Source organism: Mucilaginibacter sp. UR6-1 (genome assembly GCF_020880975.1).
In the GTDB taxonomy this organism is placed as follows: domain Bacteria; phylum Bacteroidota; class Bacteroidia; order Sphingobacteriales; family Sphingobacteriaceae; genus Mucilaginibacter.
In genome coordinates this window covers 972173-991029 of record NZ_JAJIWP010000001.1, presented here as the reverse complement: position 1 = coordinate 991029, position 18857 = coordinate 972173, and the positions used below count along the sequence as shown (strand labels likewise).

The following is an 18857-nucleotide window of genomic DNA, read 5'->3' as shown; positions in this document are numbered from 1 at the left end:
ATGAAAAAATATATTTCGCTACTAATAGCGGGTGCTTTTACCTTATCAGTATCAGCACAAAAAACGCAAATTATAAAGCCGATTAACCTGCGCGATGTGCAGGTGAAGGATGCTTTTTGGTCGCCAAAGTTAAAGGTTTGGCATACCGTTACCGTTTATGATGTTTTTAATAAACTGGAAGGTAAGTACGAGCCCGACCGCGAGGATATCATTAAAGAAAAAAAGGAGATGGGTCGTACCCGCAACGCCTTTTTGAATTTTGACCGTGTGGCGCAGGGTAAAACCAATATCGGCACCAGCGATGGCCCGCCCTGGTATGACGGCCTGGTTTACGAAACCATACGCGGCGCGGCCGATCTGCTGGTGGCTTATCCGGATAAAAAGTTGGAGCAAAAGATAGATGCATACATTGACCGTATTGCTGCCGCACAGGCTGCCGATAAGGATGGCTATATCAACACATATACTACCCTCAACCGCCCGAATCAACGCTGGGGTACCAATGGCGGCGACGACCGCTGGCAGCACGATATGTACAACGCGGGTATGCTGGTTGAAGCCGGCGTACATTATTACCAGGCTACGGGCAAAACCAAGCTGCTCACCGTCGCGGTTAAAATGGCCAATTACATGAGCAAGGTTATGGGTAATGCCCCCAGGCTGAACGTGATACCGGGCCATGCCGGGCCAGAGGAAGCTTTTTTTAAAATGTATTTACTGTTTAAAAATAACCCGACGGTGCAAAAACAGGTGAATGCCCCGGTAAAGGCTGATGACTATTTTGCTTTAGCTAAATACTGGGTTGAAAAACGTGGTGTTTTTGCCGATGCCGATGGCTCACGAAAACGTGAAACATTCGGCGCTTATAACCAGGATGATAAACCGGTATTTGATCAGCAAACTATTGAAGGGCATGCCGTGCGCGCAACCCTGCTGGGTACAGCCATTGTGGCCATGGCTGAACATACCAACGATGCCCGTTACATCAGCGTAGCAAACAGATATTGGGATAACATGGCCGGTAAACGTACGTTCATCACCGGCGGGCAGGGTGCTATTGCCAATGATGAAAAATTTGGCGACGATTATTTTCTGCCCGAATCGGCATACCTTGAAACCTGTGCTTCAATTGGCGGAGCATTCTTCAGTCAGCGCATGAATGAGTTACAGGCCGATGGTAAATATATGGATCTGTTTGAACGGGCTTTGTACAATAACATCCTATCGGGCCTGTCGCTTGATGGCACACATTATCATTATGAAAATCCGCTGGTTGCTGATAAACATCCGCGCTGGGTTTGGCATAGCTGCCCGTGCTGTCCGCCCATGTTATTGAAAATGGCAGGAGCGCTGCCAGGTTATATTTACGCGCAGAATGATAAGGATATTTATGTAAACCTTTTCATCGGCAGTACAGCCAAATTCAAGCTGAAAAATAAGAACATCAGCATAAAGCAAACAACCGCGTACCCCTGGAAGGGCCGGGTAGAGTTAACAGTTGACCCCGAATCGGCACAAAATTTTGCAGTGAGGGTACGCGTACCGGGTTGGGCGCAGGGTAACGAAAATCCGTACGGGTTGTACACATCAGCCACTAAGGGCAAGGTAACGTTAAAGCTAAACGGTAATGATGAACCGTTGAACATAGAGAAAGGCTACGCGGTTATCAACCGCCAATGGAAGAAGGGCGACCGTATTGAGCTTAGCCTGCCTGTTGAGCCACGCCTGGTTGAGCCTAATAAGCAGGTAAAAACAATTGAGAACAAATTGGCTATTGCCGCCGGCCCGCTGGTTTACGCGTTGGAAGGTAACGATAACACCGATATAAAAAACATCAGTATTACTAAAGAAACCTTATTGCAGGGAGTAAATAAACCGCGGTTACTTGGCGGCGTAAATGTGATTGAAGCACACGCAACAAATAATAAAATACAGTTTACGGCCATTCCATTTTTCGCACTTGGTAACCGTGGCGATCATGCTTACAAGGTGTGGCTTAGTGATGCCGGCAGGGCAGGTAGATAGCCAAGCGACTATCAACATCATATAATAATGATTTTTTACATCAGACAGTTCGTGATGGTTATAATTTCAGATCACATAAATTAGCAGATTATAAACCATTGCAATAAACTGATGAGAAAAACCTTAGCTGCATTGTTATTAATGCTTAGCTCGCAACAAGTATTACATGCCCAGCAAAACCAGGCTAACTGGACAGCCAGTTGGATCGAAACATCAACCGATGAAGCTCCAAACCGCCCGGCTCAATACTATCGTACCACTTTTGATCTTAAAAAGAAAATAAAGTCGGCCACCTTATTCATCACCTCACATGGCATGTATGAGGCCCGTATTAATGGTAAACGTGTAGGCGATAGTTACCTTACCCCGGGTTGGACAAGCTATTACAAACGCCTGCAATACCAGCAGTATGATGTAAAGGCACTTATTACCAAAGGTAAAAATGCTGTTGGTGTAGCAGTAGGCAACGGCTGGAGCAGGAGCAGTTTAGGCTGGGGCGATAATAAAAACCATTGGGGTAAAAAACTGGGGTTATTAGCAGAGCTGCGTGTGGTTTATACTGATGGAAGTAAAGAAACCATCAGCACAAATAATACCTGGAAAACCGCCAATGGTGAAATTCAGGGAAACGAGATATATGATGGGGAGGCTGTAGATCATACCCTTACTCAAAAGAATTGGGACAACGTGGCATTTAACGATGCTGCCTGGAAACCGGTTGCCGTGGCTACTTTTAATAACGATAACCTTATACCTACAGAAAATGAAACGGTTAAAAAGCACGAAACATTTAAGCCTGTAAAGATACTGACCACGCCAAAAGGCGAAAAGGTGATAGATTTTGGACAGAATCTGGTTGGCTGGGTAATGGTTAAAGCCAAGGGCAAATCCGGCGATCATATTACCATACAACATGCCGAGGTATTGGATAGGGAAGGTAATTTTTATACCGCTAACCTGCGTGTTGCAAAGGCCACGGCCAATTATACTTTAAATGGCGATGCCGCCGGCGAAACCTTTGAACCACATTTTACTTTTTATGGTTTCAGGTACATAAAGATAGAAGGTTACCCGGGAGAGATAACACCGGAGAATTTTACAGCGGTTGCACTGTACTCTGACATGAAACCTACCGGTACCTTTGAATGCTCAAACCCATTGCTTAACCAATTGCAGCATAACATTACCTGGGGGCAGCGCGGTAACTTTTTAGATGTGCCGACAGATTGCCCTCAGCGCGATGAGCGCCTGGGCTGGACAGGCGACGCGCAGGCGTTTTTTAGCACAGCGGCTTATAACTTTAACGTTAAGCAATTTTTTACCAAATGGTTAAAGGATGTTGCTGCCGATCAGCGTGAGGATGGGGCGATATCGCACGTAGTGCCTAATGTGCTGGGCAACTGGGAGTTCGGTTCAACCGGCTGGGGAGATGTGGCTACTATTGTGCCCTGGGAGATGTATGAGGTTTATGGCGATAAGCAGATACTGGTAAACCAATACGAGAGCATGAAAAAGTGGATAGGTTACATGGAAAGCCATACTAATAAGGATAACCTGTACCATTACGGTTTTCATTATGGCGATTGGCTGAGCTACCGTCCGGGTAATGATGATGGCACCGAGGCTATTACTGATAAGTACCAGATAGCACAATGCTTTTTTGCCTACTCAACCCAGTTATTAATAAATTCGGCCAAAGTATTAGGTAAAACAGATGATGTTACCCGGTATGAGGCCCTGTTAAAACGCCTGAAGGACGCTTTTAATAAAGAGTATGTTACGGGTAGCGGCAGGCTGATGTCGAACACGCAAACCGCTTATGTATTGGCGCTGCAATTTGATATGCTGCCCGAGGGTGAGCCACGCAAAAAAGCAGCGGCTTACCTTGCCGAAAATGTGGCTTTATATAATAACCACTTAACTACGGGTTTTGTGGGCACACCATACCTGTGCCATGTTTTAAGCAAAAACGGATATGCTGATTTATCTTACACGCTGCTTTTACAGGATACCTTCCCGAGCTGGTTATACCCTGTAAAAAAAGGCGCTACTACTATCTGGGAGCGCTGGGATGGCATAAAACCTGATGGCGAATTCCAAACTACCGTGATGAACAGCTTTAACCATTATGCTTATGGTGCCATAGGTAACTGGATGTACAAAAACATCACCGGTATACAGGCTGCCGAGCCGGGTTATAAAAAGATCATTATCAAACCCATTATTGGCGGCAAGCTTACCTGGGCCAAGGCCAGCTTTAACAGCGTGAACGGCGCTATTAGCAGCGATTGGAAGATAGAGAACGGCAAACTCACCCTAAAGGTGACTGTACCAAAAGGCACCACTGCCGAAGTGAACGTGCCTGATGCTGCCGGTAAAGATTATAAAACGTATAATGTATCAGCAGGTACCTATACTTACACAAGATAATTAGAGTGGCGATACTTGGTTAAAACAGATGTCATTTCGACGAGGTATGAGGAGAAATCTGTCGCTTTGCTATGAACGCAGACAGATTTCTCGCTACCGCTTCGAAATGACATTATAAAATACCATTACCTCAAATAAACATAAGTGATACCATCGCCGCCGCGGTCGGCGTGTTCATCCTCCATCCGGTCAACCTGATCGTACTTTTTTAGGTAATCGCGTATCAGTTTGCGCAAAATGCCGTCGCCTTTACCGTGGAGTATCTTAATGCTGTTAACGCTCATCATTAAAGCGCGGTCGAGCATTTTTTCGATGGTATACAGGGCTTCTTCGCCGCGCATACCGCGTACATCGATCTCCGGACTAAAACTCGAATAGTCGCCCACGCTTGATGCTGACCTGCGCCTGATCTCCTTGGGTACTGATGAGCTCGACACCTTTTGTACCCGCTTGCGCTTAACAACGGTACGCAGATCGCCAATAGCTATCACCACATTATCCTTATTGATCTCGATAACCTGGCCTGTGGTTTCAGAGTCGGTTAGTTTTACCCAATCACCTTTTTGTATCTCCTCATTGTTGGCCGCCGGTTTGGCAGGCTCGGTTTTAACAGTATTCTTTTTAAGCTCTACCGTCAAATTATCGCGGAGGGCCTTGGTTTTTTCCTTATCGGCATTGCTGCTTTTTATTTCGGCAATGGTATTCTCAACCAGCTTATTGGCATTTAGTATGATGCTTTGTGCCTGCTGTTTGGCCTCACGTATCAGGTTCTTTTTATTTTCTTCCAGATACTCCTGCAACTTGGCATTCTCGGCCAGCAAAGTATTTACTTTTTGTTGCTGGCTGTTCAGCTTTATGCGGGTATCATATATCTCTTTTTTTTCGCGTTCCAGATCAACCAGCAAAGTATCCACCTTTTTTTGCCCGGCGCTTATTTTGTTTTTGGCCAGGTTGAGCACATGTGTTGGCAGCCCTATTTTTTGCGCTATCTCAAAAGCGTACGAACTACCGGGTTTACCAACCTCCAGTATGTAAAGCGGTTTCATCTCCACATTATTGAACAGCATTGAGGCATTCTCTAAACCCTCGGTATTGCTGGCGAATATTTTAAGGTTGGAGTAGTGGGTGGTAACCATGCCCTTCACCTTTTTTTGGTTGAGCGATTCAAGCACAGCCTCGGCAATAGGACCGCCAAATTGCGGGTCGGTACCGGTACCAAACTCGTCTATCAGTATCATGGTTTTGCCGTTGGCATTTTCGGCAAAGTATTTCATTTTTGACAGGTGGGCGCTGTAGGTACTCAAATCACTTTCGATGGATTGATCATCGCCTATATCAACAAACAACTGCTTGAATACGCCCATGCGGCTGGTATCATCAGCAGGGATAAGCAAACCCGCCTGTACCATCATCAGCAGTAAACCAACCGTTTTCATACATACCGACTTGCCGCCGGCGTTCGGGCCTGATACAACGATCACCCTTGCGCCTTCATCAATGTTAACATTAAGGGGTACTACCGTGCGTTGTTCCTTTTTAAAGCTAAGGTATAATAGCGGATGACGGGCGTTCACCAATTTTATGGTAGCATCATTAGTAACCTCCGGCAGCGAGCCATCAATGTCAATAGCAAACAGGGCTTTAGCACGCACAAAATCAAGCTTGGTAAGCAGGCCGTGGTATGATAGCAGCAATGGCACATAAGGCCGCAACTCATCAGTAAGTTGGGTGAGTATTTTTACAATCTCACGTCGGCGCTCAAATTCAAGGTCGCGCACGCGGTTGTTCAGTGTAAACACTTCCTCAGGCTCCATATAAACAGTTTGTCCCGATGCCGATTCATCATGCACAAAGCCTTTCAGCTTGCGTTTGTTTTCGGCCAGCAGCGGGATACACAGGCGGCCGTCGCGCACGGTGAGTGATCCGTCTGCAGTCCAGTTATTAGCCGCGGCACTTTTAAATATCTGGTCTATTTTACGGCGTGCTTCCTGCTCGGCTTTTGCTATTGAGCTGGTAATGTCCATCAAATCTCGCGAAGCATTGGGTCTTATCTTTCCCTTTTCGTCAATTACCAGTCCTATCTTTTTCAGTATCGATTTCTCGATAGGTAAGTGCTCAAATAAAGCTTCCAGGTTAGGGTATTGCCCCTCACGCTCGTTAAAATAAGCTATCACCGCAAACACTGTCGATAGCGATGCCTGCACCTGGTAAAATTCTTCCTCGCTTAAAAACGCGCCCTCAATACGCGCCTTGTTAGCCAGCGTTTTTATATCAAAAAAATGCTGAATAGGCAGGGCGGCATCATTGGTGAGTATGTTTTTAAACTCAGCGGCCTGGCTTAAAAACTTTTTAATATTATCGTAATTGTTCATCACCTGTATCTTGTCCACCATTTGGCGGCCCATAGTACTCAGGCAATGTGCTTTTATCAGTTCCTTTATCTCGTTAAAGCCGAGCTTATCAGCACTGTTATTTGGGTATAACATTCCTCTTTATCCTTTTTACTGTATCCTTTACCAGCTTGTTTGGCCGTGGTTTGGCAGGGCCGGTAACTTGTACCGGTTTAGGGTTTTCCGGTTTTATTTTTTGTGGTTGCTGCTGCTGTTTTAAATATATTTTGTTCAGCGAGTCTGATTTTTTTTGAAGCCCTTTGTTCACAACGTCATAAATGGCTACTAATTTTTCTACATCCCTGGTGTAGTACTTATAGCTGCGGGTAAACTGTGCCGAATCGGTACCATGCTTTTTAAACACCAGCAGGTATTTGCCCAGGCCGTATTTATACAAACTGTCGGGTATACTTGGTATCATGAACATGGTACCGTTGGCAATATGTACATCTACAAGCACATCGGCCATCCTTTTTTCGTCAAGTATACCATCGGGTGTATTATCACCGCAGGAACAAAAAACAGCTAAAGCTGAAAAAAACAGGATTATATATTTACGCATTATTTAATTTAGCGGCTTAATTGAGCAAAATTACGTATAAATATGAGCATTGCAGATAACATACGCGCTTTAAAAAACGAAACCGATGCCATAAATGTTGCATTGCTGGCCGTATCAAAAACAAAACCCGCTGAAGATATTATGGAAGCTTATAATGCCGGGCAGCGTTTATTTGGGGAAAACAATGTGCAGGAGCTTGCCGAAAAGTATGAGCAATTGCCCAAAGATATTGAGTGGCACCTGATTGGCCACCTGCAAACCAATAAGGTAAAATATATAGCACCATTTATCAGTCTTATTGAATCGGTTGACAGTTTGAAGCTTTTACAGGAGATCAATAAACAGGCACTAAAAAATAAGCGTGTGATTGACTGCCTGTTGCAGGTTTACATTGCCGATGAGGAAACAAAATTCGGCCTGCAATATGATGAGTTGATCGAGTTGTTGCGTTCGCCTGAATATAGCGAATTGAAAAATATACGCATACGCGGCCTGATGGGCATAGCTACCAATACCGACAGCGAGAAGCAGATAAATGAAGAGTTTTACGAGTTGCATACGCTGTTTGATGGCATCAAGCTAACGTACTTCCGTAAGGAGGAAAGCTTTAATGTACTGTCAATGGGTATGTCGTCAGACTATAAGATAGCCATTGAGCAGGGCAGTACCCTTATAAGATTGGGCAGTACCATTTTTGGCAACCGCGTTATTAAACACTGGAAAAACAATTAAGCCATGAACCTGAATTTACGAGTTGCCGTTAAAGATGATTGCCGCCGAATTTTAGAGTTGGTTAATGAGCTGGCCATTTATGAACGTGCGCCCCAGGAAGTGACCATTACCTTGCAGGAGCTGGAAGAGGCGGGCTTTGGCGCTAAACCGGTATGGAAGGCTTATGTGGCAGAAATAGATGGATTAATAGTAGGCTTTGCTTTGTATTATATTCGTTTTTCTACCTGGAAAGGCTGCCGCTTGTATCTGGAAGATTTTTACGTTACCGAAACCATGCGCGGCCGTGGCCTGGGTAAGCTTTTGTTTGACCGTATTGTACAGGAAGCACAAGCGTTGGGCTTTAATGGCATGAGCTGGCAGGTGCTTGACTGGAACGAACCTGCCATTAATTTTTATAATAAATACAACGCTGCTATTGAGGCCGGCTGGCTCAACGCGTCATTAAGTAAAGAACAATTACTTAGCTTTTAAGGTTATTACCGGCATGAAAACATTACAAAACCTTACTGTAATTGCGGCTCTGCTTACCACTTTGGCATCATGCCACTGGGCAGATGATCATGTTGAACAAAAAGATGCCATTTACAGGGATACACTTAAATATACCTATAAAACCATACAGCAGCGCGCGGCGGATTGCGGCGATAAAGCTGACAGCACCTGCACGCATTTCGAGGTAACGTACCCTGAATTTACAGGGCAGCAAAAGCTTAATGATAGTGTAACGCATAAGCTGCTGGTACTGTTCGCTTATGATGGCAAGGCTGATAGTAGTTTGAATGCTTACGCCAAACGCTTTTTAGGTGATTACGAAACGTTTAAAAAAGAAAATCCGGATACCAAAATGTACTTTGAGATGGATAGCCACGCCAGCGTAATTCATCAGGATACAAATTTGGTAGCCATTGAAGTTGGCGGTTACATATTTCAGGGTGGGGCGCATGGCGGCAGCACTACGGTGTTTATTAATTGGGATACAAAGGCCAATAAGGATCTGACGCTGGATGATCTGCTGGTTGACGGATACGGCCCTAAATTAACTGCCATAGCCGAAAAAATATTCCGCAAGGATGAGAAGCTGAGCGATACGGCATCGCTGGCAACAAATTACTTTTTTGAGAGTAACAAATTCGCACTTAACAGCAACTTTATGGTAACGCCTGTAGGGTTACGGTTTTTGTATAATCAATACGAGATTAAGCCTTACGCCGCGGGGCAAACTGAGTTGCTGATACCTTACGCGCAAATTAAACCGCTGTTACGGCCTAATACCGTAATAACACAATTCGTTAAATAATAAATGCTTGTATTTAAATTCGGAGGTGCTTCTGTAAAAGATGCTGAGGGCATCATAAACCTGGGTAACATAGTTAAACAGTATAGCGGCGGGCAATTGCTTATCGTGGTTTCGGCCATGGGTAAAACCACAAATGCGCTCGAAGCCCTTACCCGTGCTTATGTTGGGCAGCATGATGATATGCACCAGGTTTATGAGGATATTAAAAGCCATCATTTTAATATTTTAAGCCGGCTGTTTGAGCCCGGCCATCCGGTGTTTGATGATATACAGAATACCTTTGTTGAGATAGACTGGATGATAGAGGATGAACCGCATGATGATTTTGATTTTATTTATGATCAGATCGTATCTATCGGCGAGCTGGTATCAACCCGCATAATTAACGCTTACCTTAACGCCATTGGCCTTACAAGTAAATGGCTTGATGTACGCAGTTACATACACACCGATAATACCTACCGCGAAGGCGTGGTAGACTGGCAAAAAACCTGCGAAGAAATTGAGCGGGGCTTGCCGCCTTTACTGCAAAAAGGGTTGGTAGTTACCCAGGGCTTTTTGGGAGGTACATCAGAGAATTTTACAACTACGCTCGGTCGTGAGGGATCGGATTATACGGCATCCATATTTGCATCGTGTCTGAAGGCTGAATCGGTTACTACCTGGAAAGATGTACCCGGCATTTTAAATGCCGACCCTAAACTGTTTGCTGATACGGTAAAGTTTGATGAACTGAGTTACAACGAGGCCATTGAGATGACGTATTACGGCGCCACGGTTATCCACCCTAAAACCATAAAGCCACTGCAAAACGCCGGTATACCGCTATTGGTAAAATCATTTAACCAGCCTGATGCGCCGGGTACTGTAATAAAGGAAGGTGTGTTGCCGGTGTTTGAAAAACCGGTTGTTATTGTAAAGAATAACCAGGTATTAGTATCTATTTCTACCAAGGATTATTCCTTTATTACCGAGCATCACCTGAGTGGCATATTCGCCATATTTGCCAAGCATCTGGTAAAAACCAATGTGTTGCAAACTTCGGCACTGAGTTTTTCAATATGTATCGATATGAACACCGATCGATTCGAGGGATTGTTAAATGATTTGAAACGGGATTTTAAAGTGAAATATAATGATGGGCTTAGCCTGCTCACTTTAAGGCACTACAAGGATAGTTCAATTGAGCCATACATAGCCGGTAAGGAACTGTTGCTTGAGCAGCAGAGCCGGAATACAGTACAGTTAGTGCTTAAATAATTTTAACAATTTATTATAACCAAACCTTATGCAGTATACTTTATCATTAAATGAAGATGATTTTTTAGCCTATTCACTTTATAAAGCGTCGAAAAGTAAAACAACTAAACAGCAATGAATGGTAGTTGGATATGGTTATCTATTGCGTTTTTCGGGCTTGCTATAGGTTTATACCTGTTAGAAAATTTATAGCTTGGTATATGTTTTGGTATTACAGGATTTGTTACTTTATTATTTTATCCACGCTATCAAAAAGCACATTATATAAGCCAGTATAAAAAATACATTAAAGATCAGTATACTAAAGATGTAGCGATAAGAAAGATAGAGATACTTGCCGATCACTTTGAAATAGCAAACTCGTACTCTGAGACCAAGTTAAACTTTACAGGATTGAGCTATATAAGTGAAACAGGCTCACATATATTCATAAATTTAATAGGCGGAATCGCCATAATAGTTCCGAAAACCACAGATAGATTTGATAATCTGAAAAATGAGCTCACAGATATCTGTAATAAAAATGGCTTAAAGTATATTACAGAACTTAACTGGAAATGGTAGCTAACAAAAATGCCCGGTACATTATCATACCGGGCATTTTTATATGTGTTTTGAGTGATTAATCCATCACCAGTACGCCATCAGCCATTATTTGGATGTCTTTTTTAGGCTTGGTTATTTTGGCTATTTCTTCTTTGCTTTTACCGGCATCGGCGGCAAAATGTTGTAAACGTTCAACGCTAACTGTTTTTACTTTAGCGGTACCGTCAACCACAACAGTTTTACCTACTATGTTTTGCGGCATAAAAAAAGCATAATCCGTAAAGCGTACCATAATAGGGCCGCCATTTGGTTGGGTAAGCGTCATAAAGCACCCTTTCTTTTTACAAACTTCAACCACCTTGCCGGTAATTTTGCCTTTGTAAACCGAGTCTTTTGCCAGTTTGGTGTTTAATTCCGTTAAAGCTATGGAGTTGGCGGCGGTAATTTTATCGCCATAGGTTACGCCCGGCGCGGCCGGTGTGATCTCGTCTTGCGCAAAGCTTGCAGCGGTAATAAACAAGCTCGCTACAAGTAATAACAATGTTTTCATAAATGCTTAGTAAATAGTTTAATACAAAGGTAACAAAATTTAGGAATGGCTTTTAGGCCTAAAAAAGGTATATTTGGGAATGAAGAAAATGTCAACCTTCTCCAAAAGGGCCATTATCAACAATACCATTCTCATTATTCTCGGTATTATCTCTGCAACTTTCGGGCTTAAAGGATTCCTGTTATCAAGCCATTTTATTGATGGTGGCGTAACCGGTATTTCCATGTTATTGTCTAATATATTTGGCATACCCATCGCTATACTCATATTTGTTATTAATGTGCCGTTTTTGTGGCTGGGTTATAACAAACTGGGTACACTTTTCGCTATAAAGAGTACGGCCGCTATTGCCGGGCTTTCATTAGCGCTGGCCTTTATCAATGTACCTGATGTTACATCAGATAAGTTGCTTACGGCAGTTTTTGGTGGCTTGTTCATAGGTGTAGGCATAGCGCTGGCCATCAGGGGAGGTGCCGTGCTTGATGGTACCGAGATAGCCGCGCTGCTGGTAAGTAAAAAAGCCCAGGTAGTTAAGGTGAATGATGTTATCCTGATTTTTAATGTGGTTATATTTATTACAGCCGCTAAGTTTTTAGGCGTAGAATCTGCCTTATATTCCATTCTTACCTACCTGGCGGCATCAAAAATGATCGATGTAATACTTAATGGTTTGGAGCAATACACAGGCATCACCGTAATATCAACCAAAAGCGAGCTTATACGCCGTATTATTACCAATCAGCTTGGTCGTGGTGTTACCATTTACCAGGGCAAAAGCGGTTACGGTAAAGATGGCGAAATCAATGATACCCGCGATATAGTTTTTACCGTAGCCACACGCCTTGAGGTACCCTCAATAAAGCAGGTGATTTTGGAGATAGACCCTAAAGCCTTTATTGTACAGCAAAGTATTGAAGATACTACCGGAGGCCTGTTAAAAAGGAAAGGATTGCATTAAGCTACTTTATGATGATAAAATATGCCTTCACCTTACTATTAATTTTAAGCTGCGATATATTATACGCACAGGTAATTGAGGGTACTGTTGCCGATGCTAAAACCGGGCAGCCGCTGCCATATGTTAATATAGGCATAGCAGGTAAGGCAACCGGTACCGTAACAGATGATAACGGTCGCTACAAAATCGATCTGAAAGGTAATACAAACGATACGGTTAAAATATCAATGATCGGTTATCAGCCTAAATTGTTATTATCATCTGTCTTTTCGGCAAATTATCAAGGCAAGGCTATACAGCTCGAGCCAGACAATATCAAGCTTAAAGAAGTAACCGTTAAACCTAAAAAGTGGAAAACGGCTACATTAGGTAATACTACCAAGTCAAAATCATCCAACTCGGGTTTTTCAAGTAGCAGGCTTGGCCATGAGCTGGGGCGCATTATTAAAATTAAGGGTTCACCAACATTCATTAAACGGTTTAATGCTTCCATATCTTCCGGCCCGGTTGATTCGGTTAAAATGAGGCTTAATTTTTATAGCATTAAAAACGGCATACCCGATCAGGTATTGCAGCATCAGAATATTTTTGTCACGGTTCGCAAGAACGATGAACAGATCAGCATTGACCTTGAGCCGTACAATATTTATGTTGAGGATGATTTTTTGGTAAGTTTGGAGTGGATACAATCAGCCCGTGGTGGTGTTATGTTCTCATCGAGCTTTTTGAGCGGTCCCTTCATCTGGCGCGAAACCAGCCAGGCCCGTTGGGAGAGGGTAGGCGTTGGCGGTTTAGGGTTTAATGTTCAGGTTGAATACTAAAAAAGCCGCACTTTAGGTACGGCTCTTTAATATTTTTTTTATTATCTCCCGGATTATTAGAATTGCTTACGCGGACGTTTTGGCTTGTTGCCATCATTACCGTAGGATGATGAACCATGGCGCTCAACTTTGGCATAGGTAGGTGCTCTGAAACCTCCCGGCCTCTGTGGCCTTCTGGCAGGTGCTGCCTCCTCCGGCGGAACAATGTTTATCTTTAATTCCTTATCGCCATAGGGAGTACCTTGCAGTGCTTCCATAATACGTTCAGCACCTTCAGTATCAGTAATCTCTAAAAATGAATATCCTTTTGATTTTTTGGTTTGCCTGTCGCGCACCATTTTAATAGTAGCTACCTGGCCGTAGGGGCTAACAAGCTGCACCAGTTGCAGCTCATCCATATTTAGCGGGTGCCCGCCAATAAATAGTTTGACCATTTTTTTAAAATGAGTAGATGTAAGTTCAAATATATGTATTAGTTACCAAAACGTAAATACCGTTAAGTAGGTATTTGTTTGCCAATAAATATTTATCAATATATATTAATACATTTTATTGCGCATTTAAATAAATTCGTAATCGCTTTAATGGTTAAGATAATACAAACAAAGGTTAAAATTATACAATGCCTTATGAATAATTAAGATCAATTTTATAGCAAACGAATTGCTGTATTATATTAAGCAATCGATTGCAGTAGGCCTACAGCACAAAACATTATAAACCAAATGAATAAAAGCAAACGCATTATATGGGGTGTGCACATGGCCGTGTGGTTATGTGGCGCATTAACTGCCCGGGCACAAACGGATGGACAGCTCAACAAGCTGCCGCTAACTGATCTGTCGGCCTTTAAGCCCTCCAAAAGCTGGCAAATTGCCGGCGACGTATTTATGGAACCCGATAAACCAAATAGCGTTCGTGTGACTAAAGGATCGGGCGTGCTGGTTAACCTGTCCGACGATAAAAAACCGGGTCAGGATATTTTGTTTAACCTGCAGCACGGCGATCTTGATCTGGAGATGGATTATATGATGGCAAGGGGATCAAACTCGGGCATTTACTTGCAAGGATTATATGAGATACAGTTGGCCGATAGCTGGGGTGTAACTGATGTTAAGGCAAGAGATAACGGCGGTATTTACGAGCGTTGGGATGATGCCAAACCCGAAGGGCAAAAAGGTTATGAAGGCCATGCCCCAAGGCAGAATGTAACCAGGGCACCGGGTTTGTGGCAACACATAAAAATATCATTCCAGGCATCTAAATTTGATGCTGCCGGAAAAAAGACGGCTAACGCACGTGTATTGCTGGTTGAACTAAACGGCATCAAGATACAGGAGGATGTTGAACTTTCAGGCCCGACACGCGGCGCGCTTACCCTGCAGGAAGCTGCCTTGGGGCCGTTACGCTTGCAGGGCGATCATGGTTCGGTAGCGTTCCGCAATATTAGCTACACCGTTTTTAACAAACCACGCCCTGAATTATTGAATTTAGCTTACGCGGTTTACAAAGGGAAATTTGATGGCGAGCCAGATTATAAAACGGCTAAACCCGAGGCGAAAGGCACATCGGTACTGCTATCATCAAACGTAAGCACACTGCAAAATGATTTCCTGATACACTATACCGGAGATATAAAAGTTACCGAACCCGGTGAGTATACTTTTAACCTGAGTGTACCCGGCGGCAGCGGTGTTTTGCGTGTAGCCAATACTATTGCTGTGCCGTTGAGTGATAATAACGGTACCGGTAAGATCACATTAAAGGAAGGTACAACGCCCTTTGATCTGTATTATGCCAAGGTGGTTGACTGGGCAAAGCCCGCGCTTGCCCTATCTGTTTCCGGTCCTGGCGTGCGCGAAGCCTTGCTGAGCGATGCCAACGTAGTATCAAATGATATGATAGACCCGATACTCATCAACGTAACAGGTAAAAACTCTTTACTGCGTTGTTTTATCGATCTGAATGATGGTAAACGCGTTACTCACGCCATTAACATAGGCAGCAGCGCCCAGGTACATTATACTTACGATGCTGATAACGGTATGCTGGTGCAACTATGGCGCGGCGGCTTTTTAGATGCAACCCCCATGTGGCACGAGCGTGGCGACGGTTCATCACGCGCTACGGGTTATGCCCTGCAATTTGGCAGCGCTATGCCTGCTATAGAAAAGCTTGATAATGCCGGAAGCCCATGGCAGATTGACACCGCAGGTACCGGATTTAAACCAGGCGGATATAAACTGGATAAGGATAAGCAGCCCACCTTTAAATATACCATTTACGGCACACAGGTAACTGATGAAACCACCGTGCTGGATGGTGGCCACGGCATTGAGCGTACCATTGAACTTGCCGAGCCCAAAGATAAATTATACCTGCGCTTATTAGCGGCCGATAAGGTAGAAAACATAGGCAAAGGCTGGTATTATGTTAACGATAAGGCTTATTACCTGCACCTGAATGATGAAAATGCTAAACCCATCATTCGCGATAGCGGGGGTAAAAAGGAGCTGATACTGCCTATAGGCAAAAAAGTAACCTATTCCATACTTTTTTAATAACTGAAAAATGAACAATATCATTAAATATATAAAGGTTAGTTTGTTAAGCCTGCTAATGCCGATGACGTGTTTGGCCCAGGCCGAATCGCCAAAGGAGGATGATTATTTTAAAATAATGCGTGTACCTGCTCCCGAAGGTAATATACTTGAGGTAGGCGGACTTTGCTTTATGCCTAACGGAAACCTGGCGGTATCAACCCGTCGTGGAGATATTTTTATTGTAGAGAACCCGTCAAGCCAGCGGCCTTACTTTCGCAAATTTACTTCGGGTTTGCATGAGGTATTGGGCGTGGCCTATAAAAACGGTTCGCTATACTGTGTTCAGCGCGGCGAGCTCACTAAAATGACCGACACTGACATGGATGGCGTGGCAGATGATTTTCAAACCATTTATGCCTGGCCGTTATCAGGTAACTACCACGAATACAGCTTTGGCCCTAAACTGGCCGCCGATGGATCGTTCTTTGTTACGCTTAACCTTGGTTTCCCGCCAACCTGGTGGATACCCAAAAGCATGGTACCATGGCGTGGCTGGGCGCTGCATATTTATGAGGATGGCAGGGTAGAACCTTGGGCTGCCGGTATGCGTTCGCCATGTGGTATCAGCATGATAGATGACGAACTTTTTTACACCGATAACCAGGGCGATTGGGTAGGCTCGGGCAGTATAATGCAGGTTAAAAAAGGCTCGTTCATGGGGCATCCGGCAAGTTTGGTTTGGGCGGGTTTACCCGGCTCACCGGTAAATATCACCTCTGAACAGTTTTTTGCCAAAAACAAGCTGCGCGAAGAATTTGATAAAGCAGGCAAACCGGTTAAGCCGCAAAACATCGTTAACGAAAAATTCAATACCGAATTTGAAATGAAGCAAAGCTTTCCGCAATTACAATTGCCTGCGGTGTGGCTGCCTCATGGTATATTGGGTATATCCAACTCCGAGATTGTTAAAATACCCGAAGGTGTTTTTGGCCCGTTTGAAGGGCAGCTTTTAGTTGGCGATCAGGGGCAGAGTATGGTGAGCCGTGTGTTTATGGAAAAAGTAAATGGCGAGTACCAGGGCGCGGCATGGCCATTTCGCAGTGGCTTTCAATCGGGTGTGGTAAGGCTTGCCTGGGGTAAGGATGGTTCGTTATTTGCAGGTGAAACCAACCGTGGCTGGGGTTCGGCAGGAGAGGCCACCGAAGGGTTGCAGCGTTTGGTATGGAACAACAAAGTTCCGTTTGAGATGCGTGCCATACGTGCCATGCCTGATGGTTTTGAAATAGAATTCACCAAACCGGTTGATAAAAAAACCGCCGAGGATATCGCATCATACTCCGTTGAAAGTTACATCTATAAATACCATAGCGTGTATGGTAGTCCGCCGGTTAACGAGCAAAAATGCCCTGTACTGGGCGTTAAGGTATCAGCCGATGGATTAAAGGCGCGATTGATTGTTAGCAAGCTTCGCCGCTATTATATTCACACTATCACCATTGATGGCATCCGCGATGCGGCAGATTCCTATTCGCTGGTACACCCAACGGGGTATTACACCCTAAATAACATTCCCGAAGGGCAAAAGCTAAGCATGGCCGGGGTGAGTACTAAAAATACAGCATCAGCAAAAGTTAGCGTTGCTCCTAAAAAAACTACAAAAGGTGGTACTGCTAAACCGGGCACTGCTAAGGTTATCTCAAATAAAGTACCTACTTATGCTGATGTTAAGGGGATACTTACCAAAAACACCTGTTTGGCTTGCCATAATGCCAATACCCGCCAGGTAGGGCCGGCTTATGTTGACGTAGCGAAACGCAAATACAGTGTCGAGGAGATCATAGCGCTGATACATGAGCCCAAACCTGAGCATTGGCCTGATTACTCAACGCCTATGCCGCCTATGCCCCAGGTACCAAAAGAAGATGCCCGAAAAATTGCATTATGGATAAATTCTCTTGAAAATAACGATAAGCCATGAAAATATTTTATATAGTAAGCGCTATCAGCCTATGCGCGATATCCGTAAATGCCCAGAATGCCAAACCCGAAGATACCGAGTTATGGTCGCCTGAGCCAAAGGTGATTATGCCAGCTAAAATATTAGGCGGAGCACCGTCAGACGCTATTGTGTTGTTTGATGGCAAAAATTTGAATGAGTGGATATTACAAAACGACAGCACCGCTACGCAAAAATGGAAACTTAGCAATGGTGCCATGACTGTTGACAAAAAGCTGGGCGATTTATGTACCAGGCGTAAGTTCACCGACTATCAGTTACATATTGAATACCGTATACCAACCGTGATACATGGCACCGGCCAGGGTAGGGGTAACAGTGGTATTTTTTTGGCGGCCTTGCCCTGGGGCGCGGGTGGCTATGAGTTGCAGGTTTTAGATAATTACGAGAACAAAACTTACGTTAACGGGCAGGTAGGCAGTATTTACAAGCAATCTATCCCGCTGGCTAATGCAGCCCGTAAACCAGGCGAATGGCAAACTTATGATGTGGTATGGACAGCCCCGCGTTTTAATGACGACGGCAGCCTCAAATCGCCTGCAAGGGTTACGGCCATACATAATGGTGTACTGGTACAAAACAATTACATATTAAAGGGTGATACGCCTTACATCGGTCAGCCTGCCTATAAGGCTCATGGTGCTGCGCCTATCAAACTCCAATCGCACGGCGACCCAAGCGAACCCATCAGTTACCGCAATATCTGGGTGAGGGAGTTGTAAACAA

Annotated in this window: 15 protein-coding genes; 11 read left to right on the top strand and 4 right to left on the bottom strand. The window is 44.1% G+C overall.

Annotated elements, in window-relative coordinates; all coding sequences use genetic code 11:
• Entirely contained in the window at nt 1-2025 is a 2025-nt protein-coding gene (locus LJ707_RS04295) for a glycoside hydrolase family 127 protein (protein ID WP_228949558.1), read from the top strand.
• A 111-nt stretch (nt 2026-2136) separates the two neighbouring features.
• Nucleotides 2137-4455, top strand: a complete 2319-nt coding sequence (locus LJ707_RS04290) for an alpha-L-rhamnosidase (RefSeq protein WP_228949557.1) — start codon at nt 2137-2139, stop codon at nt 4453-4455.
• A 125-nt stretch (nt 4456-4580) separates the two neighbouring features.
• Here LJ707_RS04290 and LJ707_RS04285 read toward each other — a convergent pair whose 3' ends face one another.
• Nucleotides 4581-6941: an endonuclease MutS2 gene (locus LJ707_RS04285; RefSeq protein WP_228949556.1), complete on the bottom strand. Its 2361-nt coding sequence runs from the start codon at nt 6939-6941 to the stop codon at nt 4581-4583.
• The gene (locus LJ707_RS04280; RefSeq protein WP_228949555.1) at nt 6925-7407 is read right to left on the bottom strand and encodes a DUF4296 domain-containing protein; all 483 of its coding nucleotides are present in this window, start codon (nt 7405-7407) and stop codon (nt 6925-6927) included. Before LJ707_RS04280 ends, LJ707_RS04285 begins: the two co-directional genes overlap by 17 nt.
• Before the next feature lie 42 nt (nt 7408-7449).
• Between LJ707_RS04280 and LJ707_RS04275 the strand changes: the two genes are divergently transcribed.
• From LJ707_RS04275 to LJ707_RS04260, 4 genes are read left to right on the top strand one after another with little or no spacing between them, the layout of a single operon-like run.
• On the top strand, nt 7450-8139 hold the full coding sequence (locus tag LJ707_RS04275; protein ID WP_228949554.1) for a YggS family pyridoxal phosphate-dependent enzyme: 690 nt from the start codon (nt 7450-7452) through the stop codon (nt 8137-8139).
• Nucleotides 8140-8142: 3 nt separating this feature from the next.
• Nucleotides 8143-8610 carry a GNAT family N-acetyltransferase gene (locus LJ707_RS04270; protein WP_228949553.1) on the top strand — a complete coding sequence of 156 codons (468 nt, stop codon included), beginning with the start codon at nt 8143-8145 and terminating at the stop codon, nt 8608-8610.
• Between the two features lie 13 nt (nt 8611-8623).
• Nucleotides 8624-9436 carry a DUF3298 and DUF4163 domain-containing protein gene (locus tag LJ707_RS04265; protein WP_228949552.1) on the top strand — a complete coding sequence of 271 codons (813 nt, stop codon included), beginning with the start codon at nt 8624-8626 and terminating at the stop codon, nt 9434-9436.
• A gap of 3 nt (nt 9437-9439) precedes the next feature.
• On the top strand, nt 9440-10696 hold the full coding sequence (locus LJ707_RS04260; protein WP_228949551.1) for an aspartate kinase: 1257 nt from the start codon (nt 9440-9442) through the stop codon (nt 10694-10696).
• Nucleotides 10697-11318: 622 nt separating this feature from the next.
• Here LJ707_RS04260 and LJ707_RS04255 read toward each other — a convergent pair.
• Entirely contained in the window at nt 11319-11792 is a 474-nt protein-coding gene (locus LJ707_RS04255) for a DUF4920 domain-containing protein (RefSeq protein WP_228949550.1), read from the bottom strand.
• Between the two features lie 79 nt (nt 11793-11871).
• Here LJ707_RS04255 and LJ707_RS04250 point away from each other — a divergent pair, with 79 nt between their 5' ends.
• Nucleotides 11872-12750: a YitT family protein gene (locus LJ707_RS04250; RefSeq protein WP_228949549.1), complete on the top strand. Its 879-nt coding sequence runs from the start codon at nt 11872-11874 to the stop codon at nt 12748-12750.
• A gap of 8 nt (nt 12751-12758) precedes the next feature.
• Nucleotides 12759-13571: a carboxypeptidase-like regulatory domain-containing protein gene (locus LJ707_RS04245; RefSeq protein WP_228949548.1), complete on the top strand. Its 813-nt coding sequence runs from the start codon at nt 12759-12761 to the stop codon at nt 13569-13571.
• A gap of 56 nt (nt 13572-13627) precedes the next feature.
• Here the strand turns inward: LJ707_RS04245 and LJ707_RS04240 are convergent, their stop codons facing one another.
• On the bottom strand, nt 13628-14005 hold the full coding sequence (locus LJ707_RS04240) for an RNA-binding protein (protein ID WP_228949547.1): 378 nt from the start codon (nt 14003-14005) through the stop codon (nt 13628-13630).
• 291 nt (nt 14006-14296) lie between these two features.
• Here LJ707_RS04240 and LJ707_RS04235 point away from each other — a divergent pair, with 291 nt between their 5' ends.
• Genes LJ707_RS04235 through LJ707_RS04225 form a run of 3 tightly spaced genes read left to right on the top strand, consistent with a single transcriptional unit; the run spans nt 14297 to nt 18853 of the window.
• Nucleotides 14297-16132: a DUF1080 domain-containing protein gene (locus LJ707_RS04235; RefSeq protein ID WP_228949546.1), complete on the top strand. Its 1836-nt coding sequence runs from the start codon at nt 14297-14299 to the stop codon at nt 16130-16132.
• A 10-nt stretch (nt 16133-16142) separates the two neighbouring features.
• Nucleotides 16143-18092, top strand: coding sequence for a c-type cytochrome (locus LJ707_RS04230; RefSeq protein ID WP_228949545.1), 1950 nt, complete (start codon nt 16143-16145; stop codon nt 18090-18092).
• A complete protein-coding gene (locus tag LJ707_RS04225) occupies nt 18089-18853 on the top strand; it encodes a DUF1080 domain-containing protein (protein WP_228949544.1) in 765 nt (254 codons plus the stop codon). Before LJ707_RS04230 ends, LJ707_RS04225 begins: the two co-directional genes overlap by 4 nt.
• Nucleotides 18854-18857 lie beyond the last annotated feature (4 nt).

Bases quoted from the DNA above. Each gene is read 5' to 3' on its own strand.
- LJ707_RS04295 (WP_228949558.1), top strand. From the start codon at position 1: ATGAAAAAATATATTTCGCTACTAATAGCGGGTGCTTTTACCTTATCA.
- LJ707_RS04290 (WP_228949557.1), top strand. From the start codon at position 2,137: ATGAGAAAAACCTTAGCTGCATTGTTATTAATGCTTAGCTCGCAACAA.
- LJ707_RS04285 (WP_228949556.1), bottom strand. From the start codon at position 6,941: ATGTTATACCCAAATAACAGTGCTGATAAGCTCGGCTTTAACGAGATA.
- LJ707_RS04280 (WP_228949555.1), bottom strand. From the start codon at position 7,407: ATGCGTAAATATATAATCCTGTTTTTTTCAGCTTTAGCTGTTTTTTGT.
- LJ707_RS04275 (WP_228949554.1), top strand. From the start codon at position 7,450: ATGAGCATTGCAGATAACATACGCGCTTTAAAAAACGAAACCGATGCC.
- LJ707_RS04270 (WP_228949553.1), top strand. From the start codon at position 8,143: ATGAACCTGAATTTACGAGTTGCCGTTAAAGATGATTGCCGCCGAATT.
- LJ707_RS04265 (WP_228949552.1), top strand. From the start codon at position 8,624: ATGAAAACATTACAAAACCTTACTGTAATTGCGGCTCTGCTTACCACT.
- LJ707_RS04260 (WP_228949551.1), top strand. From the start codon at position 9,440: ATGCTTGTATTTAAATTCGGAGGTGCTTCTGTAAAAGATGCTGAGGGC.
- LJ707_RS04255 (WP_228949550.1), bottom strand. From the start codon at position 11,792: ATGAAAACATTGTTATTACTTGTAGCGAGCTTGTTTATTACCGCTGCA.
- LJ707_RS04250 (WP_228949549.1), top strand. From the start codon at position 11,872: ATGAAGAAAATGTCAACCTTCTCCAAAAGGGCCATTATCAACAATACC.
- LJ707_RS04245 (WP_228949548.1), top strand. From the start codon at position 12,759: ATGATGATAAAATATGCCTTCACCTTACTATTAATTTTAAGCTGCGAT.
- LJ707_RS04240 (WP_228949547.1), bottom strand. From the start codon at position 14,005: ATGGTCAAACTATTTATTGGCGGGCACCCGCTAAATATGGATGAGCTG.
- LJ707_RS04235 (WP_228949546.1), top strand. From the start codon at position 14,297: ATGAATAAAAGCAAACGCATTATATGGGGTGTGCACATGGCCGTGTGG.
- LJ707_RS04230 (WP_228949545.1), top strand. From the start codon at position 16,143: ATGAACAATATCATTAAATATATAAAGGTTAGTTTGTTAAGCCTGCTA.
- LJ707_RS04225 (WP_228949544.1), top strand. From the start codon at position 18,089: ATGAAAATATTTTATATAGTAAGCGCTATCAGCCTATGCGCGATATCC.